General features: G+C 39.0%; 25 protein-coding genes. 17 read left to right on the forward strand and 8 right to left on the reverse strand.

What is annotated here, in order from left to right; genetic code table 11:
* Positions 1–102 precede the first annotated feature (102 nt).
* Together B7E05_RS11275 and B7E05_RS11280 are read right to left on the reverse strand one after the other, a co-directional pair.
* Positions 103–1,497 carry an aspartate kinase gene (locus B7E05_RS11275; RefSeq protein WP_080874293.1) on the reverse strand — a complete coding sequence of 465 codons (1,395 nt, stop codon included), beginning with the start codon at positions 1,495–1,497 and terminating at the stop codon, positions 103–105.
* Positions 1,498–1,743: 246 nt separating this feature from the next.
* Positions 1,744–1,977: a DUF2627 domain-containing protein gene (locus B7E05_RS11280; protein WP_080874294.1), complete on the reverse strand. Its 234-nt coding sequence runs from the start codon at positions 1,975–1,977 to the stop codon at positions 1,744–1,746.
* A gap of 205 nt (positions 1,978–2,182) precedes the next feature.
* Between B7E05_RS11280 and B7E05_RS11285 the strand changes: the two genes are divergently transcribed.
* The 9 genes from B7E05_RS11285 to B7E05_RS11325 all read left to right on the forward strand — a co-directional run bounded on the left by B7E05_RS11285 (position 2,183) and on the right by B7E05_RS11325 (position 12,927).
* Complete coding sequence (locus tag B7E05_RS11285; RefSeq protein ID WP_080874295.1) at positions 2,183–4,225, forward strand: sigma 54-interacting transcriptional regulator; 2,043 nt, start codon at positions 2,183–2,185, stop codon at positions 4,223–4,225.
* Positions 4,226–4,371: 146 nt separating this feature from the next.
* Positions 4,372–5,469 carry a Leu/Phe/Val dehydrogenase gene (locus tag B7E05_RS11290; RefSeq protein WP_080874296.1) on the forward strand — a complete coding sequence of 366 codons (1,098 nt, stop codon included), beginning with the start codon at positions 4,372–4,374 and terminating at the stop codon, positions 5,467–5,469.
* Between the two features lie 54 nt (positions 5,470–5,523).
* Complete coding sequence (buk, locus tag B7E05_RS11295) at positions 5,524–6,618, forward strand: butyrate kinase (protein WP_080874297.1); 1,095 nt, start codon at positions 5,524–5,526, stop codon at positions 6,616–6,618.
* Positions 6,619–8,040: a dihydrolipoyl dehydrogenase gene (gene lpdA, locus B7E05_RS11300; RefSeq protein ID WP_080874298.1), complete on the forward strand. Its 1,422-nt coding sequence runs from the start codon at positions 6,619–6,621 to the stop codon at positions 8,038–8,040. It begins immediately after the preceding gene.
* 47 nt (positions 8,041–8,087) lie between these two features.
* Positions 8,088–9,101, forward strand: a complete 1,014-nt coding sequence (locus B7E05_RS11305; protein ID WP_080874299.1) for a thiamine pyrophosphate-dependent dehydrogenase E1 component subunit alpha — start codon at positions 8,088–8,090, stop codon at positions 9,099–9,101.
* A complete protein-coding gene (locus tag B7E05_RS11310) occupies positions 9,094–10,077 on the forward strand; it encodes an alpha-ketoacid dehydrogenase subunit beta (RefSeq protein ID WP_080874300.1) in 984 nt (327 codons plus the stop codon). The genes B7E05_RS11305 and B7E05_RS11310 overlap by 8 nt, the downstream gene beginning before the upstream one ends.
* A gap of 14 nt (positions 10,078–10,091) precedes the next feature.
* A complete protein-coding gene (locus tag B7E05_RS11315; RefSeq protein WP_080874301.1) occupies positions 10,092–11,363 on the forward strand; it encodes a dihydrolipoamide acetyltransferase family protein in 1,272 nt (423 codons plus the stop codon).
* A 78-nt stretch (positions 11,364–11,441) separates the two neighbouring features.
* Positions 11,442–11,873, forward strand: coding sequence for a BrxA/BrxB family bacilliredoxin (locus B7E05_RS11320; RefSeq protein ID WP_080874302.1), 432 nt, complete (start codon positions 11,442–11,444; stop codon positions 11,871–11,873).
* 67 nt (positions 11,874–11,940) lie between these two features.
* Positions 11,941–12,927, forward strand: coding sequence for an aromatic acid exporter family protein (locus tag B7E05_RS11325; protein ID WP_080874303.1), 987 nt, complete (start codon positions 11,941–11,943; stop codon positions 12,925–12,927).
* Positions 12,928–13,002: 75 nt separating this feature from the next.
* On the opposite strand, the gene B7E05_RS21930 is transcribed toward B7E05_RS11325, so the two are convergent.
* Complete coding sequence (locus B7E05_RS21930; protein ID WP_143833224.1) at positions 13,003–13,131, reverse strand: DUF4044 domain-containing protein; 129 nt, start codon at positions 13,129–13,131, stop codon at positions 13,003–13,005.
* A 185-nt stretch (positions 13,132–13,316) separates the two neighbouring features.
* Between B7E05_RS21930 and B7E05_RS11330 the strand changes: the two genes are divergently transcribed.
* Positions 13,317–14,438 (forward strand): M20/M25/M40 family metallo-hydrolase, encoded by a 1,122-nt coding sequence (locus tag B7E05_RS11330; RefSeq protein ID WP_080874304.1) that lies wholly within the window; start codon positions 13,317–13,319, stop codon positions 14,436–14,438.
* A 93-nt stretch (positions 14,439–14,531) separates the two neighbouring features.
* Positions 14,532–15,785 (forward strand): DNA polymerase IV, encoded by a 1,254-nt coding sequence (locus B7E05_RS11335; RefSeq protein WP_080874305.1) that lies wholly within the window; start codon positions 14,532–14,534, stop codon positions 15,783–15,785.
* A gap of 44 nt (positions 15,786–15,829) precedes the next feature.
* Here B7E05_RS11335 and B7E05_RS11340 read toward each other — a convergent pair whose 3' ends face one another.
* From B7E05_RS11340 to B7E05_RS11350, 3 genes are all read right to left on the reverse strand, one after another.
* Positions 15,830–17,209, reverse strand: coding sequence for an aldehyde dehydrogenase (locus B7E05_RS11340; protein ID WP_080874306.1), 1,380 nt, complete (start codon positions 17,207–17,209; stop codon positions 15,830–15,832).
* Between the two features lie 59 nt (positions 17,210–17,268).
* The gene (gene rnz, locus B7E05_RS11345) at positions 17,269–18,186 is read right to left on the reverse strand and encodes a ribonuclease Z (protein ID WP_080874307.1); all 918 of its coding nucleotides are present in this window, start codon (positions 18,184–18,186) and stop codon (positions 17,269–17,271) included.
* Positions 18,187–18,330: 144 nt separating this feature from the next.
* Entirely contained in the window at positions 18,331–19,074 is a 744-nt protein-coding gene (locus B7E05_RS11350; protein ID WP_080874308.1) for a glycerophosphodiester phosphodiesterase, read from the reverse strand.
* Between the two features lie 147 nt (positions 19,075–19,221).
* Between B7E05_RS11350 and B7E05_RS11355 the strand changes: the two genes are divergently transcribed.
* Positions 19,222–20,028, forward strand: a complete 807-nt coding sequence (locus B7E05_RS11355) for an SDR family NAD(P)-dependent oxidoreductase (RefSeq protein WP_080874309.1) — start codon at positions 19,222–19,224, stop codon at positions 20,026–20,028.
* Positions 20,029–20,124: 96 nt separating this feature from the next.
* On the opposite strand, the gene B7E05_RS11360 is transcribed toward B7E05_RS11355, so the two are convergent.
* Positions 20,125–21,051 carry an aldo/keto reductase gene (locus B7E05_RS11360; RefSeq protein WP_080874310.1) on the reverse strand — a complete coding sequence of 309 codons (927 nt, stop codon included), beginning with the start codon at positions 21,049–21,051 and terminating at the stop codon, positions 20,125–20,127.
* A 236-nt stretch (positions 21,052–21,287) separates the two neighbouring features.
* Between B7E05_RS11360 and B7E05_RS11365 the strand changes: the two genes are divergently transcribed.
* The 3 genes from B7E05_RS11365 to fur all read left to right on the forward strand — a co-directional run bounded on the left by B7E05_RS11365 (position 21,288) and on the right by fur (position 23,256).
* Positions 21,288–21,830 (forward strand): NUDIX hydrolase, encoded by a 543-nt coding sequence (locus B7E05_RS11365; protein WP_080874311.1) that lies wholly within the window; start codon positions 21,288–21,290, stop codon positions 21,828–21,830.
* Positions 21,831–21,960: 130 nt separating this feature from the next.
* On the forward strand, positions 21,961–22,605 hold the full coding sequence (gene spoIIM / locus B7E05_RS11370) for a stage II sporulation protein M (RefSeq protein WP_080874312.1): 645 nt from the start codon (positions 21,961–21,963) through the stop codon (positions 22,603–22,605).
* Between the two features lie 180 nt (positions 22,606–22,785).
* Positions 22,786–23,256, forward strand: coding sequence for a ferric iron uptake transcriptional regulator (gene fur, locus B7E05_RS11375; RefSeq protein WP_080874313.1), 471 nt, complete (start codon positions 22,786–22,788; stop codon positions 23,254–23,256).
* A gap of 251 nt (positions 23,257–23,507) precedes the next feature.
* Here fur and B7E05_RS11380 read toward each other — a convergent pair whose 3' ends face one another.
* Complete coding sequence (locus tag B7E05_RS11380; RefSeq protein WP_080874314.1) at positions 23,508–24,371, reverse strand: fructosamine kinase family protein; 864 nt, start codon at positions 24,369–24,371, stop codon at positions 23,508–23,510.
* A 316-nt stretch (positions 24,372–24,687) separates the two neighbouring features.
* Here B7E05_RS11380 and B7E05_RS22160 point away from each other — a divergent pair, with 316 nt between their 5' ends.
* Together B7E05_RS22160 and xerD are read left to right on the forward strand one after the other, a co-directional pair.
* Positions 24,688–24,885, forward strand: a complete 198-nt coding sequence (locus B7E05_RS22160) for a DUF4227 family protein (RefSeq protein ID WP_179134523.1) — start codon at positions 24,688–24,690, stop codon at positions 24,883–24,885.
* Between the two features lie 5 nt (positions 24,886–24,890).
* On the forward strand, positions 24,891–25,781 hold the full coding sequence (xerD, locus tag B7E05_RS11390; protein ID WP_080874316.1) for a site-specific tyrosine recombinase XerD: 891 nt from the start codon (positions 24,891–24,893) through the stop codon (positions 25,779–25,781).
* The last annotated feature ends 33 nt before the right edge of the window (positions 25,782–25,814 follow it).

The raw sequence follows: 25,814 nt of genomic DNA on the forward strand, positions 1-25,814 counted from the left end.
TTATTAATGTTTTATCGCAGTGTAACTGGCTCGGATTACTCGCCCAATCAAAAAAAGCATCGAATGCGAATTGGTTGTCCGCATTCGATGCTTCCTCATATATTATTGCTGTTCTTTCGCTGATACAGCAGAAAACTCTAAATTCGATTCGTCTGTAAAAAATTCTTTATACAACGACTGAATGGCTTTTTCCAAATCAACAGCATGAATACCGAACATCATGGATACTTCTGAAGAACCCTGGTTAATCATATCAATATTGACACCAGCTTTAGCGAAAGATGCAGTTGCTTTAGCAGCAACGCCAATTGTATTTTCTAATCCTTCGCCTACAACCATCACAACTGCCAAATCACGATGAACACTTACGGTATCTACGTTTAATTCATCACGAATCCGGTCAATAACCACTTTTTCTTTCTCTGGTGTAAATTGATTATCTCTGAAAATAACAGACATATCATCGATTCCGGAAGGTGTATGTTCAAACGAAATCCCTTCATCCTCGAATATATTCAAAAGCTTTCTGCCAAAACCTACTTCCCGGTTCATTAAGAATTTACTTACATATAAACTGCAAAAACCGACATCACTTGCGATACCGACAACACATTGGTCTGTTGCATCTTTTTCCGCAACAACCATCGTCCCGGGTGCATCCGGGTTATTCGTATTTTTTATACAGACAGGAATTTGTTCTTTAAACGCCGGGATAAGTGCTTCATCGTGAAAAACAGAAAAACCGGCATAGGAAAGTTCCCGCATTTCTTTATAAGTTAATACCGTAATATCTTTTGGATTTTTTACGAAGTTTGGATTTACTGTAAAAACGGAATCCACATCTGTGAAATTTTCATAAAGATCCGCTTTGGTTCCGGCAGCCAGAATAGCTCCCGTGATGTCCGAACCGCCCCGTGAGAACGTTACTAAATCATCATCCGCTGAATAGCCAAAGAAACCGGGGACAACAGATACACCTTCCCGTTCTCTTAATTGATAGATAAGAGAAAAGCTTTCTGGAAGCAATTGTGCATTGCCTGGTTCATTACTTACAAAGATACCTGCATCTTTGGGATTTACATAGCTTGCATGTAAATCGATATGTTCTAAATAAGCACTCACAATTTTAGCAGAACTGTCTTCTCCAACAGATTTTAACGCATCAAGCTGTGCCATTGGAGATATATCAAATTGGAGATATTTTTCAATGGTTTGCTGAATATCTTCCAAAATATAGTGGCCAAGATCTAAATCATCTATAATTTCCTGGAATCTGGACATAATTTTTTGTAAAAACAAATCATAATCCTGATTATTTTGTTTGGCATAACAAAGATCGATTAATAAATCGGTCATTTTCACATCATTTGAAAATCGTTTTCCCGGCGCGGATACAACAATCACTTTTCGGGAGGAATCGGATTTGATAATATCCGCTACCTTTTTAATTTGTGTTGCATTTGCTACAGAACTTCCTCCGAATTTTGCTACTTTCATTTACAAGATACCCCATTTCAAAATTCTCGCAATAAACCAGCGATTAGTCTGCAGATTTTAGCCGCATGGTATATTTTATTTTTACTAATATAACATATTTTCTGTTAAATTAAAGGGGGAAACGGAAAAAAGAAAGAAAAATGCCAAGATAACGTTTCCATTCCCCCTGATTAAATCAATTATTACAATTTCTGTTAACCCGGAATGGGGAAACAGCAAGGAAGGTAAGACTGTGATAGCTGCTTATCAGCTTGCCGATTTTTTTTCTTGATTACGCTTCTTCCTGTCCCGATAAACAATAAAGCCTGCAAGAAATATCAGTCCGCCGAGAAAAAGAATTAAACCGGCAATAAATTGAATGCTTCCATACATAAAAACAGGATAAAATGTATCAAACAGGGTGTCACGCATTAATTTAATACCAAAAGCTGCAATTACTCCAGGAATAAATAGAATGAGTAAAGCGAGGTTTCTTTGCATAAAACTTCTGCTCCTTTATATATGTACTTTCATTAAGGTAAGACGCTTCTTCTGACTCGAAATGCTTTATTTCTAATGATTTCATTTCAACTTGCATATCATTATATCAAAATCTGTCGATAAATAGAAATAGAATTCATTTGCTAAATTATGCATGGTAACGTATGATGAAACTGTGCAAATAAATTCAAGGTGGATGGATAGCATGAAGCAAATTCTGATAGTTGGCGCTGGTAAAGGTGGTACTGCATTATTCCACCTGTTTAAAGAAATGAAAAGCATGCAGATTCATGCAATTGTTGACAGAGATTCCAATGCTCCTGCTATGAAATTGGCGGAAGAAGTGAATATTCAGACCAGTACAGATTGGAAAGATTGGGTTGACCATCCTATTGATATTGTTGTCAATGTGACTGGTGAAGAAAACTTATTCGAAAAAATGATTGCGTTATTTCCAAGAAAGACAATCATTATTCCCGGGTCTGTAGCAAATATTATTTATGAATTAATTCATGAGAAAACCGCTTTAACAGATGAAGTAAAAGTGCAGGCAAGTCGGCTTGAACTTATTCTCAATCATATGAATGACGGGATGATTGTTGTTAATAAGAAGGAACAGGTACAGCTGTTAAATCGGCGTGCAGAACAAATTCTCGGTAAAAAAGAAAGAGATTATAAAGAGAAACCTATTAAAGAATTACTAAAAACAAGCCGTTTATCCCATGTTTTAAGAAGCCAGAGAAAAGAATTGAATCAAAAGACCATTTTGGATAATGGTAAAAAAGTGATTGCTTCCCGTATTCCCATTATTAATAAAACAGGTGATTTAGTCGGAGCTTTTGCTGTTTTCAAAGATATTACCGAAGTGGTTCAATTAGCGGAAGAAAATACGGATTTAAACGAAATTAAAACCATGCTGGAAGCTATTATTAATTCTTCAGACGAGGCTATCAGTGTTGTCGATGAGCACGGAAACGGCCTGATTATTAATCCTGCCTATACAAGGATAACCGGGTTAACGGAAGAGGAAGTCATCAGCAAACCGGCAACAGTGGATATCTCAGAAGGTGATAGTGTTCATATGCAGGTTTTAAAGACCAGGCGTGCAGTTCGCGGCGTACATATGAAGGTCGGGCCAGCCAGGAAAGACGTTATTGTGAATGGGGCGCCGGTTATTGTCCAGGGAAAAATGAAAGGCAGTGTCGGAGTGCTTCACGATGTCAGTGAATTACAATCTGTGACAAAAGAGTTAAAACGCGCTAGGCAGATTATCCGTAATCTGGAAGCGAAGTATACATTTGATGATATTATTGGTAACTCGCCGGAAATGAAACTTGCTTTAGAACAGGCGAAAGTAGGAGCGAAAACACCAGCCACGGTTCTCTTGAGAGGGGAGACAGGTTCTGGGAAAGAGTTATTTGCTCAGGCTATACATCATGAAAGCGACCGGAAATTTAATAAATTTATTCGTGTGAATTGCGCCAAGCTATCCGGACCTGCTTTGGAAAAAGAGCTGTTCGGCTCTGTAGAAGAAGAGACCGGAAAGTTAGCTAAAACAGAAGGACTGTTTGAACAAGCGGATAAAGGGAGTATCTTTCTTGATGAAATTGGCGAATTACCCTTAACTATTCAAAAAAAATTGCTTGATGTGCTAAAGGAAAATAAAGTCACTCCCGTGGGAGCGTCAAAACCTGTTTCTGTTGATGTCCGGGTGATTGCGGGTACAAATATTAATCCAGAGAAGGCTGTCATGAATCATCAGTTCGATGAAAATCTCTACTACCAAATCAATAAGCTACCAATATCGATCCCCTCATTAAAAGAGCGGGAAGAGGATATTCCAATGTTAATTGAGCATATTATTTATCAGTTGAATGAAGAATATGGGAAAAATGTTCAAAGAATATCCGATGAAGCTTTAACAAAACTGATGGAATATCATTGGCCCGGAAATGTCAGAGAAATGGCTAATGTCATCAGCCACTCCATGATATTTATCGGCAATATGGAAGAACAGATCGAGGCATCTCATTTGCCAACATTGCAAACAAAGGAAATACCTGCAAATCAAGATATAGTACAGACGGATAAACCATTAAAATTACAGGAAGCTTTAGATCGTTATGAAAAGAAATATTTACAAGAAGTGTATCTGCAATGTAATAAAAATAAGACGAAAACTGCTAAAGCATTACAAATATCTGTCCGCAATCTGTATTATAAGCTTGAAAAATATCAAATTGAATAAAATAGTCTGCAAATTTTTGCGTGATAGCATGCTTACCAACCGTGGATAATAACAGATGCATCATACTATATGTGATACTTTTGCGTCTGTTGTTTGAAATAACATGCAAGAAGAATGAATCTCGAGTTACTATAGGAGGGTTTAACATGGAAATCTTTAATTACTTAGAAAAATACGATTATGAACAGGTGCTTTTTTGTCAGGATAAACAATCAGGGCTAAAAGCTATTATAGCAATTCATGATACGACATTAGGGCCGGCGCTGGGCGGAACCAGAATGTGGGAATATGATTCCGAAGCAGAAGCTATCGAGGATGCACTGCGTCTGGCACGTGGGATGACTTATAAAAATGCAGCAGCCGGCTTGGACCTGGGCGGCGGGAAAACCGTGATTATCGGGAATCCTGAGAAGGATAAGAACCCGGAAATGTTTCGTGCTTTCGGCCGTTATGTTCAAAGTTTAAACGGCAGATATATCACTGCTGAAGACGTTGGAACAACGGAAGCAGACATGGATCAAATTGGGCTTGAAACGGAATATGTAACAGGATTATCTGCATATAGCGGCACAGCGGGGAATCCATCGCCTATTACAGCACTTGGCATTTTTCAAGGAATGAAGGCTACCGCAAAGGAAGCTTTTGGATCAGAATCTTTAGAAGGAAAGACCATTGCTGTTCAAGGAGTCGGAAATGTCGCTTACAGCTTATGCGAATTATTGCATGAAGAGGGCGCACATTTAATTGTTACAGATATTAATAAAGAAGCGGTGAAGCGTGCGCAAGATAATTTTAATGCCAAAGCTGTTGATCCGGATGATATTTATGATGTGGAATGTGATATTTATGCCCCTTGTGCACTGGGAGCGACCATTAATGATAATACCATCCCAAGACTGAAAGCAAAAGTAGTAGCAGGATCGGCAAACAATCAGTTAAAAAGCCGTGAACATGGCGAGATTCTGCATCAAAAAGGGATCTTATATGCCCCTGACTATGTCATTAATGCTGGGGGAGTCATTAATGTTGCAGATGAATTAGTTGGTTATAATCGTGATCGCGCATTACAAAATGTACAGCGCATTTATAAAAATCTGGAGCAAGTCTTTGCTATCTCGAATCGTGATGATATTCCAACAGATATTGCAGCTGATCGGCTTGCAGAGGAAAGAATTCAGGCAAAATTAAAATCACGTAATCAATTTATGACAAATGAACGAAATATATTAGACCGTAGACAATAGATTGGATCATTAGTTATTGACAGACAGGAATAGTAACATGATGGAGGTTGTTTTGTGAACCAAAGGGCTCGTATTTTAGTTATCTATCCTGACTTGTATTTCACCACGATTGGTGTGTTTGAGGAGAATCATCTTTTATATCAGCAAAAGATTACGCATAACGAAGATGAATTGTATCATTTTGACCAGCTGATTGACCAAGTTCCATACAGAAAGCAGGCTATATTTGAACAGTTGGACTTGGATGGGATGAATACATCACATTTCATCAGTGTGTGCGGCCGGGGCGGCCTATTACGACCAATCAGTGGTGGAACATATCGCGTAAACGATGCGATGTTGTACGATTTAAAAACGAATGCTTATGGGGAACATGTATCGAATTTGGGTGCGATATTAGCGCATGAGATAGCTGATAATTTAAATATCCAGGCATACATTGTCGATCCCCCGGTTGTAGATGAAATGCACAATATAGCAAAATATACCGGTATTCCTGAAATAAAAAGAACAAGCATTTTTCATTCTCTGAATCACCGGCATGCCGGCAGAATTGCTGCCAAGCAACTTGGGGTAACATACCGTACATTAAAGCTGATTTCCGTTCATATTGCCAGAGGAATTACAATCGCTTCGCATTATCAGGGGAGAATTATCGATGTAACCAACGGGGTAGATGGAGAAGGCCCATTTACCGTTGACCGGTCGGGAAGTATCCCGTTAAAAGGTTTCTTGACCTATCTGTCTGACCACTATGCTCTGAATGAAGGTTTCTTATGGAACCATGTACAGCATGCCGGCGGAATAAAAGCTTATTTGCATACAGAGGATCCATTGATTATCCGCTCCAGATTATTGCAAGAAGATCAGCAAACAAAAGAAGTCATAGAAGCACAAGCATACCAGATTGCCAAAGAAATCGGGGCAATGAGTGCTGTGTTATGTGGGGAAGTAGACGGGATTGTTTTTACTGGAAAGATAGATGAAAATGATTTTGTCATTGACGCGATTATTCCGAGAATAAACTGGATTGCGGATGTGATGGTTTTTTCTGGAAAAAATGATTTAGAAGCGATGAATGAAGGGGTTTTAGAAGTATTAAATAGCCCTGGAGAAGCGAAGATATATGTTGCAGAGGAGGCTGAGTAGATGGCCACAGAATATGATTTAGTCATTTTAGGGGGCGGAACAGGCGGCTACGTTGCTGCTATCCGTGCGAGTCAGTTAAATATGAAAGTAGCAATCGTAGAAAAAGCCGAATTAGGAGGAACCTGCTTACATAGAGGTTGTATTCCTTCCAAAGCATTATTGCGCAGTGCGGAAGTTTACCAGCAAACGATAAAAGCTGATACATTCGGGGTTGAAGTGCATTCACCTACATTAAATTTCGCAAAGGTGCAACAGAGGAAAAATAACATTATTGAACAGTTACACAAAGGTGTCCAAGGTTTAATGAAAAAAGGAAAAATTGATGTTTATCAAGGTTTTGGCCGTATTTTGGGACCTAGCATCTTTTCTCCTATGCCTGGGACGATTTCTGTTGAATATGAAAACGGAAATGAAAATGACATGCTACTTCCAAAAAATGTATTAATCGCTACTGGATCGCAGCCAAATACGTTACCTGGACTGGATTTCGATGGTGAATATGTCATCAGCTCGAATGAAGCTTTAGAAATGGAAGAACTTCCAAAGTCCGTCGTTATAGTTGGCGGCGGCGTTATTGGTATCGAATGGGCATCCATGCTGAATGATTTCGGAGTAGATGTCACGGTTTTAGAATATCAAAAACAAATTTTGCCGACAGAGGATAAAGATGTTGCGAAAGAAATGGAAAAACAGCTGAAAAAACGGGGCGTACACATTATAACAGGAGCTAATGTTCAAACAGATACATTAGAAAAAGATAACGGAGTAATGGTGGAAGCAATAATTGGTGATAAACAAGAACGTTTTGAAGCAGACAGATTACTCGTATCTGTTGGCAGACAAGCGAATACGCAAAATATTGGTTTGGAGAATACAGATATTCAACTTTCTAACCATACGATTGATACGAATCCATTTTATCAAACCAAGGAATCGCATATTTATGCTATTGGTGATGTTATTGGAGGCATGCAGCTTGCACATGTGGCTTCCCATGAAGGAATCACAGCTGTAGAACATATGGCAGGTAAATACACACAGGAAATAGACTACCAGTCGGTATCAAGCTGTATTTATGCAAGCCCGGAAGCTGCAAGCGTCGGTTTAACTGAAGAACAGGCAAAAGAAGAAGGATATGAACTCGTTATCGGGAAGTTTCCTTTTAAAGCTGTTGGGAAAGCATTAGTATATGGAGAAACAGATGGTTTTGTTAAAATGATTACCGATAAAAAAACACAGGATTTATTAGGGGTTCATATGATTGGACCTCAAGTAACAGACATGATATCCGAAGCAGGTCTAGCAAAAGTGCTCGACGCAACTGCATGGGAAATCAGCCAGACCATTCATCCGCATCCTTCTTTATCAGAAGTAATCGGTGAAGCAGCGCTGGCAGTTGATGGAATACAAATTCATGGATAAATGAGCACCATAGAATCATGTGAAATGGCTGAAGGAGGGAAAAAATAATGGCACAAACATCTTGGGAAAATGTAAGTGACGAACTGGCTTTAGAAATGTTTGAAATGATGCTGTTAGCAAGAAAAATTGACGAAAGAATGTGGCTGTTAAACCGTTCCGGGAAAATTTCATTTGTGGTTTCTTGCCAAGGACAAGAAGCAGCACAAGTGGGAGCTGCATTTGCATTGAATCGCAAGGAAGATTATATTGCACCTTATTATCGGGATTTAGGCGTTGTTCTTGCGTTTGGAATGACTGCTCAAGATATTATGCTTTCCGCTTTTGGTAAAGCAGAAGACCCAAACTCTGGCGGAAGACAAATGCCGGGACATTTCGGTCAGAAAAAAAATCGCATACTAACTGGATCTTCTCCAGTAACAACCCAACTTCCGCATGCTGTTGGCGTAGCGCTCGCTGCTAAAATGGATAAGAAAGACATCACCGCTTTTGTCACTTTAGGAGAGGGTTCTTCCAATCAAGGTGACTTTCATGAAGGATTAAATTTTGCCGGCGTTCAAAAACTTCCGGTTATTACCATGGTCGAAAACAACCAATATGCCATTTCTGTGCCTTATGATAAGCAAGTAGCAAGTAAGACCGTCGCAGAACGTGCGTCTTCTTATGGCATGCCGGGAATTACCGTGGACGGAAATGATCCAATTGCGGTTTACCAAGCGGTAAGAGAAGCGAGAGAACTGGCAGCGAGTGGCGGAGGGCCAACTTTGATTGAAGCTTTAACCTATCGTTTTACAGCTCATTCCAGTGATGATGATGATCGTGCTTATCGGGAAGATGATGAAGTGAAAGAAGCGAAAGAAAAAGATTCGATTGTAACATTTGCTGCAACCTTGAAAGAAAAGCAAATTTTAGATGACTCCAAAGAAAAAGAAATTCATGAGCGGATTGACAAACTGATCAATAGTGCAACGGATTATGCAGAAAAAGCTGCTTTTGCGGATCCGGAAGACACATTAAAATACGTATATGAAGAACTGGATGAAGGAGGCGAAAATAATGCCTAATATGTCTTATATTCAAGCAATTACCAGCGCTTTACGAGAAGAAATGGAGCGGGATGAAAGTGTCTTTCTTCTTGGAGAAGATGTAGGGAAAAAAGGCGGTGTATTTAAAGCGACGGAAGGGCTTTACCAGCAATTTGGCGAAGACCGCGTTTTAGACACCCCGTTAGCAGAGTCGGCGATTGCCGGAGTTGCTATTGGTGCAGCGATGTACGGAAAGCGTCCAGTTGCTGAAATGCAATTCGCTGATTTTATTATGCCTGCTGTCAACCAGATTATTTCCGAAGCAGCTAAAATGCGTTACCGTTCTAACAATGATTGGAATGCGCCCATTACGATACGTGCGCCATACGGGGCTGGTGTGCATGGCGGATTGTATCATTCTCAATCCGTTGAAGCAGTATTTGCAAATCAGCCGGGGTTAAAGATTGTTATGCCATCGACACCTTATGACGCAAAAGGTCTATTAAAAGCCTCCATTCGAGATAACGATCCAGTTTTATATTTTGAACATAAACGTGCTTATCGCTTGTTAAAAGAAGAAGTACCAGAAGAGGATTATGTCGTTCCAATTGGAAAAGCAGACGTCAAAAGAGAAGGGGATGACATTACGGTAATTACCTATGGTTTATGTGTTCATTTTGCTTTGCAGGCAGCTGAAAAGTTAGCAGCGGATGGAATCGAAGCACATATTCTTGATTTGCGTACGGTCTATCCTCTTGATAAAGAAGCCATTCAAGAAGCAGCAAGTAAAACAGGAAAAGTATTACTAATCACGGAGGATAATAAAGAGGGAAGTATTATTAGTGAGGCTGCTGCGATTATTTCTGAAGAATGCCTTTTTGATCTGGATGCTCCCATTCAGCGTTTGGCTGGACCTGATACGCCGGCAACACCATTTGCGCCAGTATTGGAGAAGTTCTTTTTGCTAAATCCGGACAAAGTAGAAAAAGCAATGCGTGACCTTGCAGAATATTAATTGGAGGTAGAAATATGACTGTGGAAAAAATGACAATGCCTCAGCTTGGTGAGAGTGTAACAGAGGGAACGATCAGTATCTGGCTTGTTTCTGTCGGGGATCAGGTAAATAAATACGACCCGATTGCGGAAGTGATGACGGATAAAGTAAATGCCGAAATTCCCTCTTCCTATACAGGGAAAATAACAGAACTGACAGCAGCAGAAGGGGAAACGATAGAAGTTGGAACCCTGATTTGCTATATCGAAACAGAAGAGGCTGCATCAGAGGATGCAGAAGCACCTTCTGATACAGAAACAAGTAAAGAGGAAAATACTGCTGATAAACAAGTTGAGAATACAGACAGCTCGATGAAAAAAAGATATTCGCCGGCCGTATTACGCTTGTCTCAAGAGCATCAGATTGATTTAAATAAAATCGAAGGATCTGGAAGAGGCGGAAGAATTACCAGGAAAGATGTGGAAAAATACATTGAAAATGGCGATGCTGTCCAGAAGCAATCTGCGCCGTCACAGGAGAAGAAAACGGAGACTGCTGCTGTGAAAGAAACACCTTCGACACAACAAGAAAGCACCCAGAGCGCTGCTGGAGATACCGAAATTCCTGTAAAAGGAGTTCGAAAAGTGATTGCCGAAAATATGGTCCGTTCTACACAAGAAATCCCCCATGCCTGGATGCAGGTAGAGGTAGATGTGACCGAATTAGTGAAATACCGTAATAGTGTGAAAGAATCCTTTAAAGAGCAGGAAGGTTTTTCATTAACCCCCTTTGCTTTCTTCGTCAAAGCAGTTGCTCAGGGGCTAAAAGAATTCCCTGAATTAAACAGCATGTGGGCAGGAGATAAAATTATTCAAAAAAAAGATATTCATTTATCGATTGCGGTGGCAAAAGACAATGAATTATTCGTTCCTGTCATCAAACATGCGGATGAAAAAACGATTAAAGCAATCGCCCGTGATATTACAACGCTTGCTGCCAAAGCACGTCAGGGAAAACTGTCTCAGGAGGATATGCAGGGCGGTACATTTACGGTCAACAATACAGGTTCTTTTGGTTCGGTCTCTTCAATGGGAATTATTAATTCCCCGCAGGCTGCGATTTTACAAGTTGAATCGATTGTAAAACGACCTGTTATTATCAATGATATGTTTGCCGCTCGTGACATGGTGAATCTATCTCTTTCTTTAGATCACCGTATTTTAGACGGTCTTGTATGCGGCAGATTTTTATCTCGTGTGAAAGAAATTTTAGAAGGGATGAATGCATCATCCGTAAGCCTTTATTAAGCAGATGCTAATAGATTGAATTTTTAAGCACTAGCTGATAAGCTATAACTATATTTTAAGTAAAAAGGGTGAGATATAATGGATTTTGATTTATTTATGCAAGATGTCGTGAATGTAGCACGAACAGATATAACGGAATCAGGCTATGAAGAAGCGCGTACTGCAGAAGAAGTGGATACAGCATTAGCACGTGAAGGTACAACACTTGTGATGGTTAATTCAACTTGTGGCTGTGCCGGCGGAGTGGCTCGTCCAGCTGCAGGTAATGCCATTCATTACGATAAGCGTCCAGACCATCTAGTAACAGTATTTGCCGGACAGGACAAGGAAGCAACGGATCAAGCAAGAACTTATTTTGAAGGCTATGCACCTTCTTCCCCAAGTTTTGCACTGCTGAAGGATGGAAAAATCCTTGATATGGTAGAACGTAACCAGATTGAAGGACATAGTGCCATGGATGTATCTGTGAAGCTTCAAAACCTGTTTGATGAATATTGCGAAGAAGTGTAAGAAACCATAAAAGGCTGTCGTCTGACAGCCTTCTTTGTCTATGTGAAAATATATCAGGAGGTTCACGGTGAAAATAGGATATCGCACCCTCAAAACTGCTGTTGGAACGCCCATTTCCATTTCGTTAGCCCAATGGATTGGTCTTTCAAACTTTATTTCAGCAGGGATATTAACCATTCTTTGTATACAGCCCTCGAGAAAGTCTTCCTTTTTGAGTGCTTGGCAGCGATTTGTTGCGTGTACAGCAGCCGTTATTTTTTCGTGTATTATTTTTGAATTAGTTGGCTATTACAGCCTTTCTATATTTTTATTACTTCTTTTATTTATTCCTGCAATGGTCAGATTAAAAGCAACTCCAGGAATTGCATCCAGTTCAGTTGTGGTGCTGAACCTGTATGGTTCCGGGAATATAACACTCTCCTTAATTGGCGAGCAATTCGTTCTAATTACTGTCGGGCTGGGAGTAGGGCTGTTACTGAATGTTTATATGCCGAGCTTAGACAACAAATTAAAGAAACTGCAATCACAATTAGAAATGAATTTCAGCCGCATTTTGTATGAATACTCTTTGTATATCCGGGATCAAAACGACAAATGGCAAGGGGAAGAAATTGCAGCTACAGAGGATATTCTTTCCGAAGCAAAACAATTAGTTATCCGGGATAAAGATAATCATTTATTACGAAATGAACATACCTATTATAATTATTTTAAAATGAGAGAAAGACAATTTGAACTATTAAAGCAAATGCTGCCGCTTGTAACTCATTTACCAAGAACAGATCATATTGCGCTTGAGATTGCGGATTTCTTTGAACATTTATCTAAAGCTGTTCACCCAGGGAATACAGCTATTACGTTTTTAGAGCAATTAAAAGAGTTAAGGCGGGAATTTCATGCAGAGGATTTACCGGAAACGAGAGAGACATTTGAAACAAGAGCACATTTATTTCAGTTATTACATGAAATGGAAGAATACTTAATTATAAAAAATAAATTCAAGAAAAGCGATGTGACTCCCTGGAAGAAAAGGAAGTTAAAAAGGGAAAAGTAACTTACACTTTCCTGTTACATACATCAAAAAGGCAGTGCAGAAAAGCATGATACTTTTCTGCACTGCCTTTATATGTTAAACAAAAGCTGCTAGTCCGGCTGTAACCGCTGAAATAATCATCAGAGCGACCATGAAATATATAATAAGCTTGGTACGGAATGCGCGTTTGGAACGTTTCTTTTGTACGGATTGCTTTGCTGCCATGAAATATCCCCCTTCATCATCCGATATTGTCTATCGCTATTTTAACGTGAAATGCTTTATCAGACAAGTTAATCGTATTGTTTTTCTGAATTTAAAGGATAGAAGCATAGAAACAGGCCATTGAATTCATTCTACTGTAAAAAAACCAAAAATTGTAGTAGCCTATACATTAGGAGGTTACGCAAATGAGTGTGAAACAAGAAAGATTAGTAAATGAATTTATAGAACTTGTTCAAACAGATTCGGAAACAGGTTTTGAAACAGAAATAGCAAATGTTTTAACCAAAAAATTTGAAGCTTTAGGTGTTCAAGTGGAAGAAGATAATGCAAAAGAGCAAACAGGTCATGGTGCAGGGAATTTAATATGTACACTGCCGGCCACCAAAGAGGATGCAGATGCCATTTATTTTACTTCTCATATGGATACCGTGGTTCCTGGGAAGGGGATCAAACCGATAATAACAGATGGTGTGATTTCTTCAGAAGGAGACACCATTCTCGGATCAGATGATAAAGCAGGCTTAGCTGCTATGTTTGAGCTGATTAGAGTACTTCAGGAAAATAATATTCCTCATGGACAGATTCAATTTATTATTACTGTTGGAGAAGAATCTGGTTTGGTAGGCGCAAAAGCATTGGACGCTTCCAAATTGGATGCCCGTTATGGTTACGCCTTGGACAGCAATGGAACGGTTGGTGATATTGTTGTTGCTGCACCGACACAGGCAAAAATTCATGCAACGATTACTGGCAAAACAGCACATGCCGGATTGGAGCCTGAAAAAGGAGTGTCTGCTATTACCATTGCGTCCAAAGCGATTTCTAAAATGCCATTAGGACGCATTGATAAAGAAACAACCGCGAATATCGGACGTTTTGAAGGCGGCAAGCAAACCAATATTGTCGTAGACCACGTGGAAATTTTAGCTGAGGCACGTTCCTTATCTGAAGAAAAGATGAAAGACCAGGTTGAAAAAATGAAATCAGCTTTTGAAGAAGCTGCTGAAGAGCTTGGCGGTTCAGCTGATGTCAACATCGCTATTGCTTATCCCGGTTATCATTTTGAAGAGGGAGACCAGGTTGTCGAGGTAGCTAGAGAAGCCGCAAAAGCGATTGGCAGAGAAAGTACCTTGGAACAGAGTGGCGGCGGTAGTGACGCCAATGTCATCGCAGGGTATGGCATTCCAACAGTCAACTTAGCTGTTGGCTATGAGGGAATTCATACAACCGATGAACGTATTAAAGTAGCGGATTTGGTGAAAGTAACAGAATTTGTTGTGGAGATTGTTAAAACGGCAGCAAAATAAGATACAGCTTCCATATTTGGAGCGACTTTCTGTGAAATAAGGGGAACGCATTCCATAATGGGATGTGTTCTTCTCACTGTAAGGGGGGTTGTCATGACGCAATCAGTCAATTCCAAAAGACGTATTATCTTTCATATTGATATGAACTGTTTTTATGCTTCGGTGGAAATGGCGCATAACCCGGAATTAAAAGGGCGTCCTATTGCGATAGCCGGGAATCCGGAAGAACGTAAGGGCATTATTGTTACAAGCAGTTACGAGGCTAGAGCAAAAGGTGTGAAAACAACCATGCCGGTTTGGCAGGCGAAAAAATTATGTCCTCATTTATTATTGATGCGACCTAATTTTGACAGGTACCGGGAAGCTTCCCGGAAGATTTTTAAGATGCTTTCGGAAATAACGCCGCTTGTTCAGCCGGTTTCAATTGATGAAGGTTATTTGGATATTACAGATACAGAAGGACTGGGAACGCCCATCGAAATAGCTGAATATCTGCAGCAAAGAATATTAAAAGAGCTGGATATTCCATGCAGTCTCGGTATTGCACCCAATAAATTTTTGGCAAAAATGGCTTCAGACATGAAAAAACCTTTAGGAATAACCATCCTTCGTAAGCGAGAATTATCTACCATGTTATGGCCGCTTGCCATTGAAGAAATGCACGGAATTGGTAAGAAAACAGCAGAAAAATTGAGGAAAGTATCTATTCAAACGATTGGCGATTTGGCCATACATGATGTATATCAGTTAAAACAGCTATTAGGTGTGAATGGAGAAAGAATGAAGAATCTTGCCAACGGGATAGATTATCGACTTGTTGACCCGGAAGCGGTACATGATTTTAAAAGTATCGGCAGTTCTCAAACATTAGCTCATGACACGACGGATTGGGATGAACTGCATCAGTTGCTGGATCAACTTGTTTCTAATGTAGCAAGAAGGGTGAAACGAAAAAGTGCGACAGGAAAAAGTGTCCAATTAATGATTCGCTTTCATAATCACCAAACGATTACACGCAGTAAAACATTACAAGGATATATCGATGAAAAAGAAGATATTCTTTTTGTGGCAAAAGAATTATTAAAAACCCATTGGAATGAAGATCCTGTACGGCTGTTAGGTGTCTCTTTGCAAAACTTAGAGGAGAAGAGGCAGGTTGGAGAGCAACTTGATTTATTTACCTATCGGGATAATGCCAAGAAGGAAAAACTGTATGAAACGATGGAAGCATTAACAGATAAATACGGGAAGGATATCTTTTTACCTCTAAACAGCGAGAAAGAAAAAGATCAGCAGCCGCGCACAAGCTTTCAAAAAGATTTCTTGGACGACTATAAAAAGCCTTGATTTTCTATTTGGTAAAATAGAATAAAATCAAGGCTTTTTGTTATTTAAGATAAAAATTTCTTTAAAATATTTGAAGTAACCGTACCGCCTGAATAACGAAAAGGAATATCAAATTTCGTTGTCTGCTTTAAAATACTTTTCTGATGTGAAAAAGTATCGAAGCTGGCTTTTCCATGATAACTTCCCATTCCGCTCTGTCCGACACCGCCAAAAGGCAAATACGGATTGGCCAAATGAAAGAAGGTATCATTAATAGAACCGCCGCCAAAAGAAACATATTCCATTACTTGAGATTGCATTCTTGGATTTTCTCCAAAGTAATATAAAGCTAGCGGCTTTTCTCTTGATTTAATCAGTGAAAGGGCGTCTTCTATATTTTCGAAGTGTAACACCGGCAGAATCGGGCCGAATATTTCTTCTTGCATGATAGCATCTTCCCAATCTATTTTATCAAGAATCGTAGGTTCAATGATTAATTCTTCCTCGTTATATTCTCCGCCGTGCACAATATGATCTTCATTTAAAAATGCGGTCAGACGCTTAAAATGGTCATAGTTAATGATTCTGGAGTAGTTTTCACCTTGGAGAGCATTCTTGCCGAATAACGATTTAATTTGTTTTTTCATTGCTTTTAAAAGCTTAAATTTAACAGATTCCTGAACTAATAAATAATCTGGAGCAACACAAGTTTGACCGGCGTTTGTATACTTTCCCCACACGATTCGCTTGGCTGCCATCTGGATATTGGCATCTTCATCAACAATAGCCGGGCTTTTCCCGCCTAATTCCAAGGTAACCGGCGTTAAATGTTCACTTGCTGCACGCATGACGATTTTTCCAACAGCACTTCCCCCGGTGTAGAAAATATGATCAAATCGTTGCTTTAACAGCTCTGTTGTTTCCTCGACAGCACCCTGTACAACAGTGAAATAAGCGGGATCAAAGTTTTCTTCCACCACTCTGGCGAGAAAGTCAGACGTGTGCGGAGCATGTTCAGAAGGTTTTAAAACCACTGCGTTGCCAGCTGCAATCGCTCCGACAATAGGCGCAAGCGATAACTGCAGAGGGTAATTCCAAGGTGCAATAACCAGAACAACGCCAAGCGGTTCTTTTAGAATATAGCTTTTCGACCCTTTATGCGTTAATGGAGAAGCCACTTTTTCAGGCTGCATCCAATAGCGGAGATTTTTGATGGCAACTTCCAATTCGCTTTGAATAATGCCGATCTCCGTAAGTACAACCTCGTGATCGGGTTTATTTAAATCTTTTTTTAAGACATCGTATATTTCTTTTTCATTATCTTTTAATATTTTTTTTATATTTTCTAATTGTTGTTTACGAAACGTATAATCAACCGTGTTTCCCTGGTCAACATATTTTCGCTGATCATCAACAATTTGTTGGTAGTTTTCTTGTAAGGTCATCAAATCTGTCTCTCCCTTTCTCACTTCAAAAGGATGTGCAAGCTTATGCTACACACATACTATAATTGAAACACACTAAAGTCTCTGGCAACAAATGTATTCGAAAAAACTTCTTTTGCCTCTTCCAGAAATTGATCCATTTTCTGGAATTGATACCTTGAAGATATATGTGTCAAAATAAGTTGTTTACAATTTGCGTCAAGTGCTAATTTTGCAGCTTGTCTATTGGTAGAATGAAAATAGTTTTCTGCTAGCGTTGCTTGATTTGCAGCAAAAGTTGCTTCATGAATGAACAAATCGCTATGGCTAATAAAATCTTTATGTGCTGACTGGTATTTGGTATCACCTAGTATGGAAATGATTCTTCCTTTCTTAGGCTGGCCGATAAAATCACGTCGGTTGATGATGGTACCGTCTTCCAACGTAACAGAAGGATTGTCTTTTATTTCTCCATAAATCGGACCTGGTCGTATCCCTTTTGCTTTTAATTTTTCAACAAGCAGTTCCCCCGGCTTATCTTTCTCAACAATTCGAAAACCAAAGCTCGGAACACCATGTGCAAGCTTTTTAGTATATACTTTTACTGCTTCTGTTTCAAGTAATAATCCTTCTTCGATTTCAATGATTGTCAGAGGATATGTTAAATGGGTATAGCTTAATTTCAAAGCAGACTGAACAAACTCCCTGATTCCCTCAGGGCCATAAATGGTTAAGGGTCTATCTGTACCCGCCTGGAAAGAACGGCTGCTGAGAAAGCCCGGTAAACCGTAAATATGGTCTCCATGCATATGCGTAATAAAAAGTTTATTTATTTTTCCCGGTTTAATTTTAGTATGAAGAAGTTGATGCTGTGTCGCTTCACCACAATCGAACAGCCAGACCTCATTCAGTTCCTGCAGCATACTGAGCGTGATAGCTGTTACGTTCCTTTCTTTGGAAGGAAGACCGGCTCCGGTGCCTAAGAAAGTAATATCCATGTTTTAATCTCACCTTCATATCGTATGTTCAAAATCATCCAATCTTTTGAACGTACGCTAATATCTATTTATATTTTAAAATTTTACCCAAATATCCAGCATTCATCAATGTATAACTTCAAAAATATGCATGTTTCCTCTCAATCAGACCAAAAAACGCCGATAGAGTTTTTTACGGATGGCAAATGCTCTATCAGGTACATTTGTAAAAACACTGTCTACTTTGTAAGCAAAGCACCGATTTAATAAACGGGGCGAATTCACTGTATAAACCCTGACAGGAATGCCATTTTTCATCGCTTCTTTTACAAGCCGCTGCCGCAATAATGTATGTTTGATGTGAATGGCTGTAGCGCCGATAGACGAAGCATATGCTAATAAATCTCTTCGCTGCCGCTTTGTTAACCAGCCGATATGCGTAATTTCCTGAAATCCAGCGAGACAAGAAATACTGCTGTCCGAAAACGTAGAAAAATAGGTCTGATTTAACAATTGATGCTGCTCGATAAGGTTATATGTAATTTTTTCCAAGTTCTTATGTGCAATCTTATTATTTTTCAGTTCTAAATGCAGGGTTAATGGTTTATCTTTTATCCAAACCAAAAATTCTTCAAGGGTTACGATGCTTGTACCTGTGAATGCAGTATGAAACGACTTTCCCATATCCAATTGCTTTAAATCAGCAAGCGTGTATTGATTAATCCATCCACTTATTCCAAAAATACGCTTCAGACTTTCATCATGAAACAAGACAGGGATATTATCTTTTGTCAGTTGAACATCTGTTTCAATGCCATCAGCTTTCATTTCATAAGCCAGTTCAAACGCCGAAATACTGTTCTCAGGTGCATAATGACTTGCTCCCCGGTGTGCGATAATGGATGTCATCCTATCACCCCCAAACCTTATTGTGTTTGATTTCTGCCCGTAAGTCAATGTTTAAACTAGTGTACGGCATGATTGTTTCGTTGTACAATATATGTATATGTAGCGTATGTCCATTTCAATCATTATATGAAGTAAGGGTCGATAAATATGAAAATAAGAAGAAATCGTTCTGTTTATGACAAGAAAATCATTATTACTGGTGCATCGAAAGGAATTGGCAGAGAAATTGCGAAAGAAATTGCTGCGCAGGGAGGCATACCTATTTTGGTTGCTAGATCGACAGAGTTACTGGAAGAATTAGCTGAAGAAATCGAAGTAAACAATGGTATTTGCAAAATTTATCCCATAGAAACATTCTCAAGGGAAGCCATTGCCGAACAAATAAATACGATGATGGAAAAAGAGGAACGTATTCATGGGTTAATTAACAATGCAGGTTTTGGTATATTTGATTCGATAGAAGACCTGAATATAGAAGATGTAGAAGAAATGTTTCAAGTGAATGTTTTAGCAGGAATTCAATATGCAAAAGGGTTTCTGCCACATTTTTTACAGTTTAAAGGAAAGTCGCATATAATCAATATTGTCTCTCAATCTGCTAAGTTACCAACACCGAAAACAGCAGGATATGCTGCTTCTAAACATGCTATGCTAGGGTTTACAAATGTACTAAGACAAGAAACAAGGGAAAGCAGTCTGACTGTCACTTCTGTTAATCTTGGACCTGTCAAAACATCCTTTTTTGAGGTAGCGGATAAAAATGGGGAGTACCAGCAAAATGTTGAAAAATACATGCTCAAGCCTGAAAAAATCGCTTCTAAAGTTGTCCATTCTCTATTTACAAATAAAAGAGAGATTAATATGCCATGGTGGATGGAGGCGGGGAGTATCTTTTACCGTCTGTTTCCCGGATTGATGGAAAAAATGTTGAAATCGCAATTTGATAAAAAATGATAGATTCGATACATCTAATAGAAGCAGGTCTGCTTTAGATACGTTTCATCTTTCAAAGCAGACCTGCTCTGTTAACTGCTGCCGGGAAATACCGGTTTAACGATGCTGCTGATACTGGGATGCTTTTGTCAGCTGTTGCAAGTTAGGATAAGCTGCATCGGTAATTTCATTGATAGTCTGATGAACAGCAATATTCTGTTCCAATTGTTCCAAAGAGCTAGCTCCAAATACAGTCGAAGTGATAGCCGGATGGTTAGCGACATAGTACATTGCCAATTGCTGCAGTGTGTTTTCAGGCAGCGCCTGTTCGAGTTCATAGTAAAGTGATTTTAGTTCACTGTAAGAATAATCAAGATACCCGTCTTTTCCTTTTTTATCAAGGACTTGAGCGGCTTTATTACTTAGCAGTCCCTTTGCCAGCGGCCCGCGGGAAACAACGCTGATTTGGTTTTGTTCTGCAAGTGGTAAAAGGCTTTCTTCCGGACGTCTATCCAGCAGGCTATATTGGGTCATTAAAACATCAATAGAAGACCGGAGTGCATATTCCCTAAAAACATTGGGACGAATAGATGAAATACCATATGCACGAATCAGACCGTCTTTTTTCAGCTCTTCAAAAGCTTCAATCGTTTCATCAATAGGATCTTCTAATGTGCCGCCATGAAGCATATACACATCAATATAATCCGTGTTTAATCTTTGAAGACTGGCCCGGGCAGCTTCATGAATATGTTTTTTGGAAGGGTCCCAGAACCAGCCGTCATCTGGATTTTCTTCATTAAAGTGATTTCCGACTTTCGTTGTCACAACAACGTCTGATCTGCGATGTTTTATAGCTTCTCCTACGATTTTTTCGTTTTCTCCAAAGTTATAAAGGTCTGCTGTATCCAGGTGATTAATCCCTTTATCCAACGCATAATCAATCATTTTTTTTCCATGTTGTGTATCCGTGCCCAGTGACATACAGCCAAGGGTTAGATCAGAAATTTCAATATCGCTTTTTCCAAGCTGGCGTTTTTTCATGTTAATCCTCCTTATGAACTCCGTATGCATACATTGTAGAGGGTGAAAGAACAGAATACAATCAATATACTTTTTCAGGATGTATATCTGCTTGTATATGGAACAAATTAAAAAAATAGTTTCGGAAATAGAATAGAAAACGAATCAGAAGAAAAAAAGACATAGACTTGCTACAATAGAGTCTGACAAATTAAAATAAGAAGAACAGATTAATCTGAAAAGGTGGAATAGAAAACATGCATCGTTTTGAAGAAAAAACAGTAACATCCAAAAAAATATTTGAAGGGAACATCATAGATGTGCAACTGGACGAGGTAAAGCTCGCGAATGGCAAAACAGCCCAAAGAGAGTTAGTATACCATCCAGGGGCGGTAGCAGTTATCCCGATTACACCTGATAACAAGATTGTCCTTGTGGAACAATACCGTAAACCATTAGAAAGAACATTAATAGAAATTCCGGCAGGGAAGTTGGAAGAAAATGAGAACCCGTTAACAGCTGCAGTCCGTGAACTGGAAGAAGAAACGGGGTATACAACAACGAATCTATCACAGGTAACGTCTTTTTATACTTCTCCAGGCTTTGCAAATGAGTTGGTGTATGTCTATGTCACTAATGACTTAATTCAAATGGAAAATCCGCCGGCAGGGGACGATGATGAATTTGTTGAAATAATGGAAGTAACGTTAGATGAAGCGAAAGAGCTTGTAGAAGAAGAACGGATTCAAGATGCAAAAACAAACTATGCTATTCTTTATTTACATGCTTTAAATAAGTAAAGATAGAGAGGGAGCAGGCGGATTTCAGCTGGTGTGTGATTATGCTCTATTAAAAGTTAAAAATGATAGGTATGTTTTGAGGAAGATTCTCATAGTTTGAAGTATAGGAACTTATACGAGGAGGATCGACATGTATCATACATCTCATCACTTACTTATTGGGCATATAAAACGGCATACCACGGTTTATTTATTTACAAGCCTTCTTTTTCTGACAGGTATTGTTTTTGGTGCTATCTTAGTAAATAGTATGGATTTTGTGCAAAAGCAGAATCTGTTCTTTTATTTAGAGCGTTTTTTTACACAACAAACCGTTGACGGGGAAGTTATTGGACGGAAAGACATCTTCATCCAAAGCCTCCTCTATCATATCAAGTATCTTACCGTTATGATTTTGCTGGCATTAAGTATGATCGGGCTTCCTGTTATTTGGGTGATGGTCTTTATGAAAGGACTTGTCGTCGGGTTTTCCGTTGGTTTTATGGTAAGCCAGCTTGGAGGACAAGGGCTGCTTTTATCAACTATATCGATTGCCCCGCAAAATGTATTAATTATCCCAATATACATCATTGCCGGAAGTGTTGCGATGGTATTTTCGATTGGATTATGGCAGAAGTTATTATTGAAGCATCATCATCAGGAAGTATTACCTCCTTTTATCAGGCTGCTTATCATTTTTGCCGTTCTGATTGTATTCGCAGCACTCGCGGCGTTAATGGAGGCTTATTTATCAAATACATTCTTGTTAGAATGGATAGAAAGGTATAATGGATAGTTGTTTGTTTTGCTTGTATCTCGTTTACATCACTTGCTTATCACTTGATAAAAGAAGTGCATCTATTATATAATAATCATTATTACTTTATAACGTTTATTAATAATAATTGAGAATTCCTTTGACACATGGAAGATAGATGCATATAATTAAGATGTAAAATGAGGGAGGCGACTATCCATGGAACACCGGATTGAAAAAATTAAAAAACAGCTACATTCGCATAGCTACAAATTAACTCCCCAAAGGGAAGCTACGGTTCGAGTACTTCTGGAAAGAGAAGATGATCATCTAAGCGCGGAAGATGTATATCTTCTTGTAAAGGAGAAATCACCGGAAATTGGTCTGGCAACCGTTTATCGTACATTAGAATTATTATCCGAATTGAAAATAGTAGACAAAATTAATTTTGGCGATGGTGTATCAAGATATGATTTACGCAAAGAAGGTGCAAAGCATTTCCACCATCATTTAGTGTGTATTGAATGTGGATCGGTAGAAGAGATTGAGAATGATTTGTTGGGTGAGGTAGAGCAAATTGTTGAAAATGACTGGGGCTTCGAGGTGAAAGACCATCGCTTAACCTTTCATGGAGTTTGTCGTCAATGCCAGGAATCTGCAGTAGAAGAAGATGTTCAAAAAGCAACATAATCATCCAAGTAAAACCTTTTTCCGGGAGAGAAAGGTTTTATTTAGTAACTACATACACAGAGGAGGCAGGGAGGATAGCATATTGGTCTGTCAAAAATGCACGATCTACATGAACAGACCTTTTTATAATAATTCTTGTAAATCCTTCATTTATCACAATGTAACGAACTTTGTGATACTTCTATTCAGCGGAGAGAATTCATGTCCCCGCTGAATAGAAGTCCATTTCACTTATCTTTTGGAACATCTATTTAGGATGTATATCTCTTCAGAATTCGATCTACACTTCCTCCATAAACTTCTCCAAACATATTCAAATGGACAAGTAAATAGAACAGCTGATATATAGGCTTGATTTCTTCGTAGTAATCTTCTAATGGAAATACATTCTGATATTGAGAGTAGAATGTATTTGAAAACCCGCCAAAAACTTCCGTAAAGGACAATTCAAATAAATGGTCGCCATAGAGTATGGAAGGATCAATCAAATAAGGTTTCCCGGCCTGTCCTGCAATCCAATTTCCTCCCCATAAATCGCCATGCAGCAGAGACACTTGCGGCTGTTTCGGAAGGTATTTATCCAAGTTATCCATTAACTTTTCTAATTTCATGCGTCTGTTTTGATTCATCCGGTTCAATTGCACAGCTATATCGAATTGCGGCTGCAGACGGCATTCCCGGAAATAATCAGCCCAGTCAGTATACCATCCGTTTGGCTGATGCAGTTTTCCGACATAAGTTGATTGGTCCAGTCCATATTGGCCGGATCCACCAGCAGCATGCATCGAGGCGAGCTGTTCACCTAATTGTTGTTCAGTGGTTGCTGTCTTTTCTCCTTGAATCCATTCCATTATTAATGTCATTTCCTGGTCTCCGGAAGATTGGTCAAAGTAATAGACTTCTGGTACAGCGATTGTTTGCGTCGAACGAATCCTTTCCAGTCCGTTTGCTTCTACTTGAAAAAAACCGCTTTCCGCTTGGCGATTCACTTTTATAAAGTATGCTTGTTTCCCGGTTTGTATATAATAAGCCTGGTTAATATCCCCGCCGGAAACAGGTGTCTTTGTTTGAATCGACGTATTGTCACCAATGTGTTTTAATTTTTCTTCTATCATTCGATGAACCTCCTTTTCCGTTACCTTCCGTATGTCATTATACAGAATGATGCAAAAGCGTAAAAGTGTTTGTGGTTATCGTTGGGAATACAGTTTTCGATAGGATAAGTAAGCGCAGTAATGTTGTCAGGTTAATGAATTTTATAAAGCGAAACTTTATCTCTGGTACCAACCATTGTATAATATTAACAGAGAGATGTTTTTATTTTTAAGCGTCTGCATCTTTTTCTGGTATTTTTTAAATTGTTTTGTGCATATTCTAACTGTAAAAGTGTTTGTTTTACGATACAGCGTAACAGCACTGGGAGGTTGGAATATGGGGAAACATGTTAAAGAAGTATGTAAAATATTTATCTGGTTTATGGTAGGTGCATGTTTTTTCACGGTATGTTTGCACTTTATTTATAAAGAGTTTCAGGAAATGCATCGTTATGATTTACCGGAAGGACCAGCGGTTAAGGTAACAGAAGAAGGGGTTCCCTGGCTGCCATTTGATTTTCTGAAAGGGGAATAATAGCTATGTTAAAAGATGCATTAGAAGATTTTTTTCATTTTCTTCGGGTAGAAAGAGGATTATCTGATAATACCATTAACTCTTATCAAAGAGATCTTACGGCTTATGAAAAGCATTTAACAAAAATTGGATATAATGAATGGAATGATATAACCCGAAATGATATTATGCGTTTTTTATATGAACTAAAAGACAATGGCAAATCAACTGCTACGATTTCCAGGCACATTTCTTCTATTCGATCCTTTCATCAATTTTTAATACGGGAGCGAATCGCTGAGACGGATCCCAGTCTGCATATTGAGACACCGAAAAAAGACCGGAAGCTTCCGGACATCCTTTCTCAGGAAGAAGTGGACAACCTATTAAACATTCCCGCGGAAACACCGCTGGCACTGCGAAATAAAGCAATGCTGGAGTTATTATATGCTACCGGGCTCCGTGTTTCTGAAATGATAAACTTGAAATTGGAAGATTTACACTTAACGATGGGTTTTGTTCAGTGTATGGGCAAAGGGTCAAAAGAAAGAATCGTCCCATTGGGAGATACAGCAAATCATGTTTTAGAGAAATATGTGGAGACAGCGAGAAAAGAAATGGTGAAGAAAAATAAACAGGAAAACGTGCTCTTTTTAAATCAGCACGGACGTCCTTTAAGCAGACAGGGATTCTGGAAAATTTTAAAAGGATTGACGATGGAAGCAGGGATTCATAAAACGATTACGCCGCATACATTAAGGCACTCCTTTGCGACACATTTATTAGAAAACGGAGCAGACTTGCGGATTGTGCAGGAAATGCTGGGGCATGCGGATATATCCACCACACAAATTTATACACACGTGACAAAAGCAAGATTGAAAGATATTTATCAATCGTATCATCCCAGAGCATAATAAGTGGACGAACATGTCTTTTGTATAATAAAA

The organism is Oceanobacillus timonensis, from assembly GCF_900166635.1.
In the GTDB taxonomy this organism is placed as follows: domain Bacteria; phylum Bacillota; class Bacilli; order Bacillales; family Amphibacillaceae; genus Oceanobacillus; species Oceanobacillus timonensis.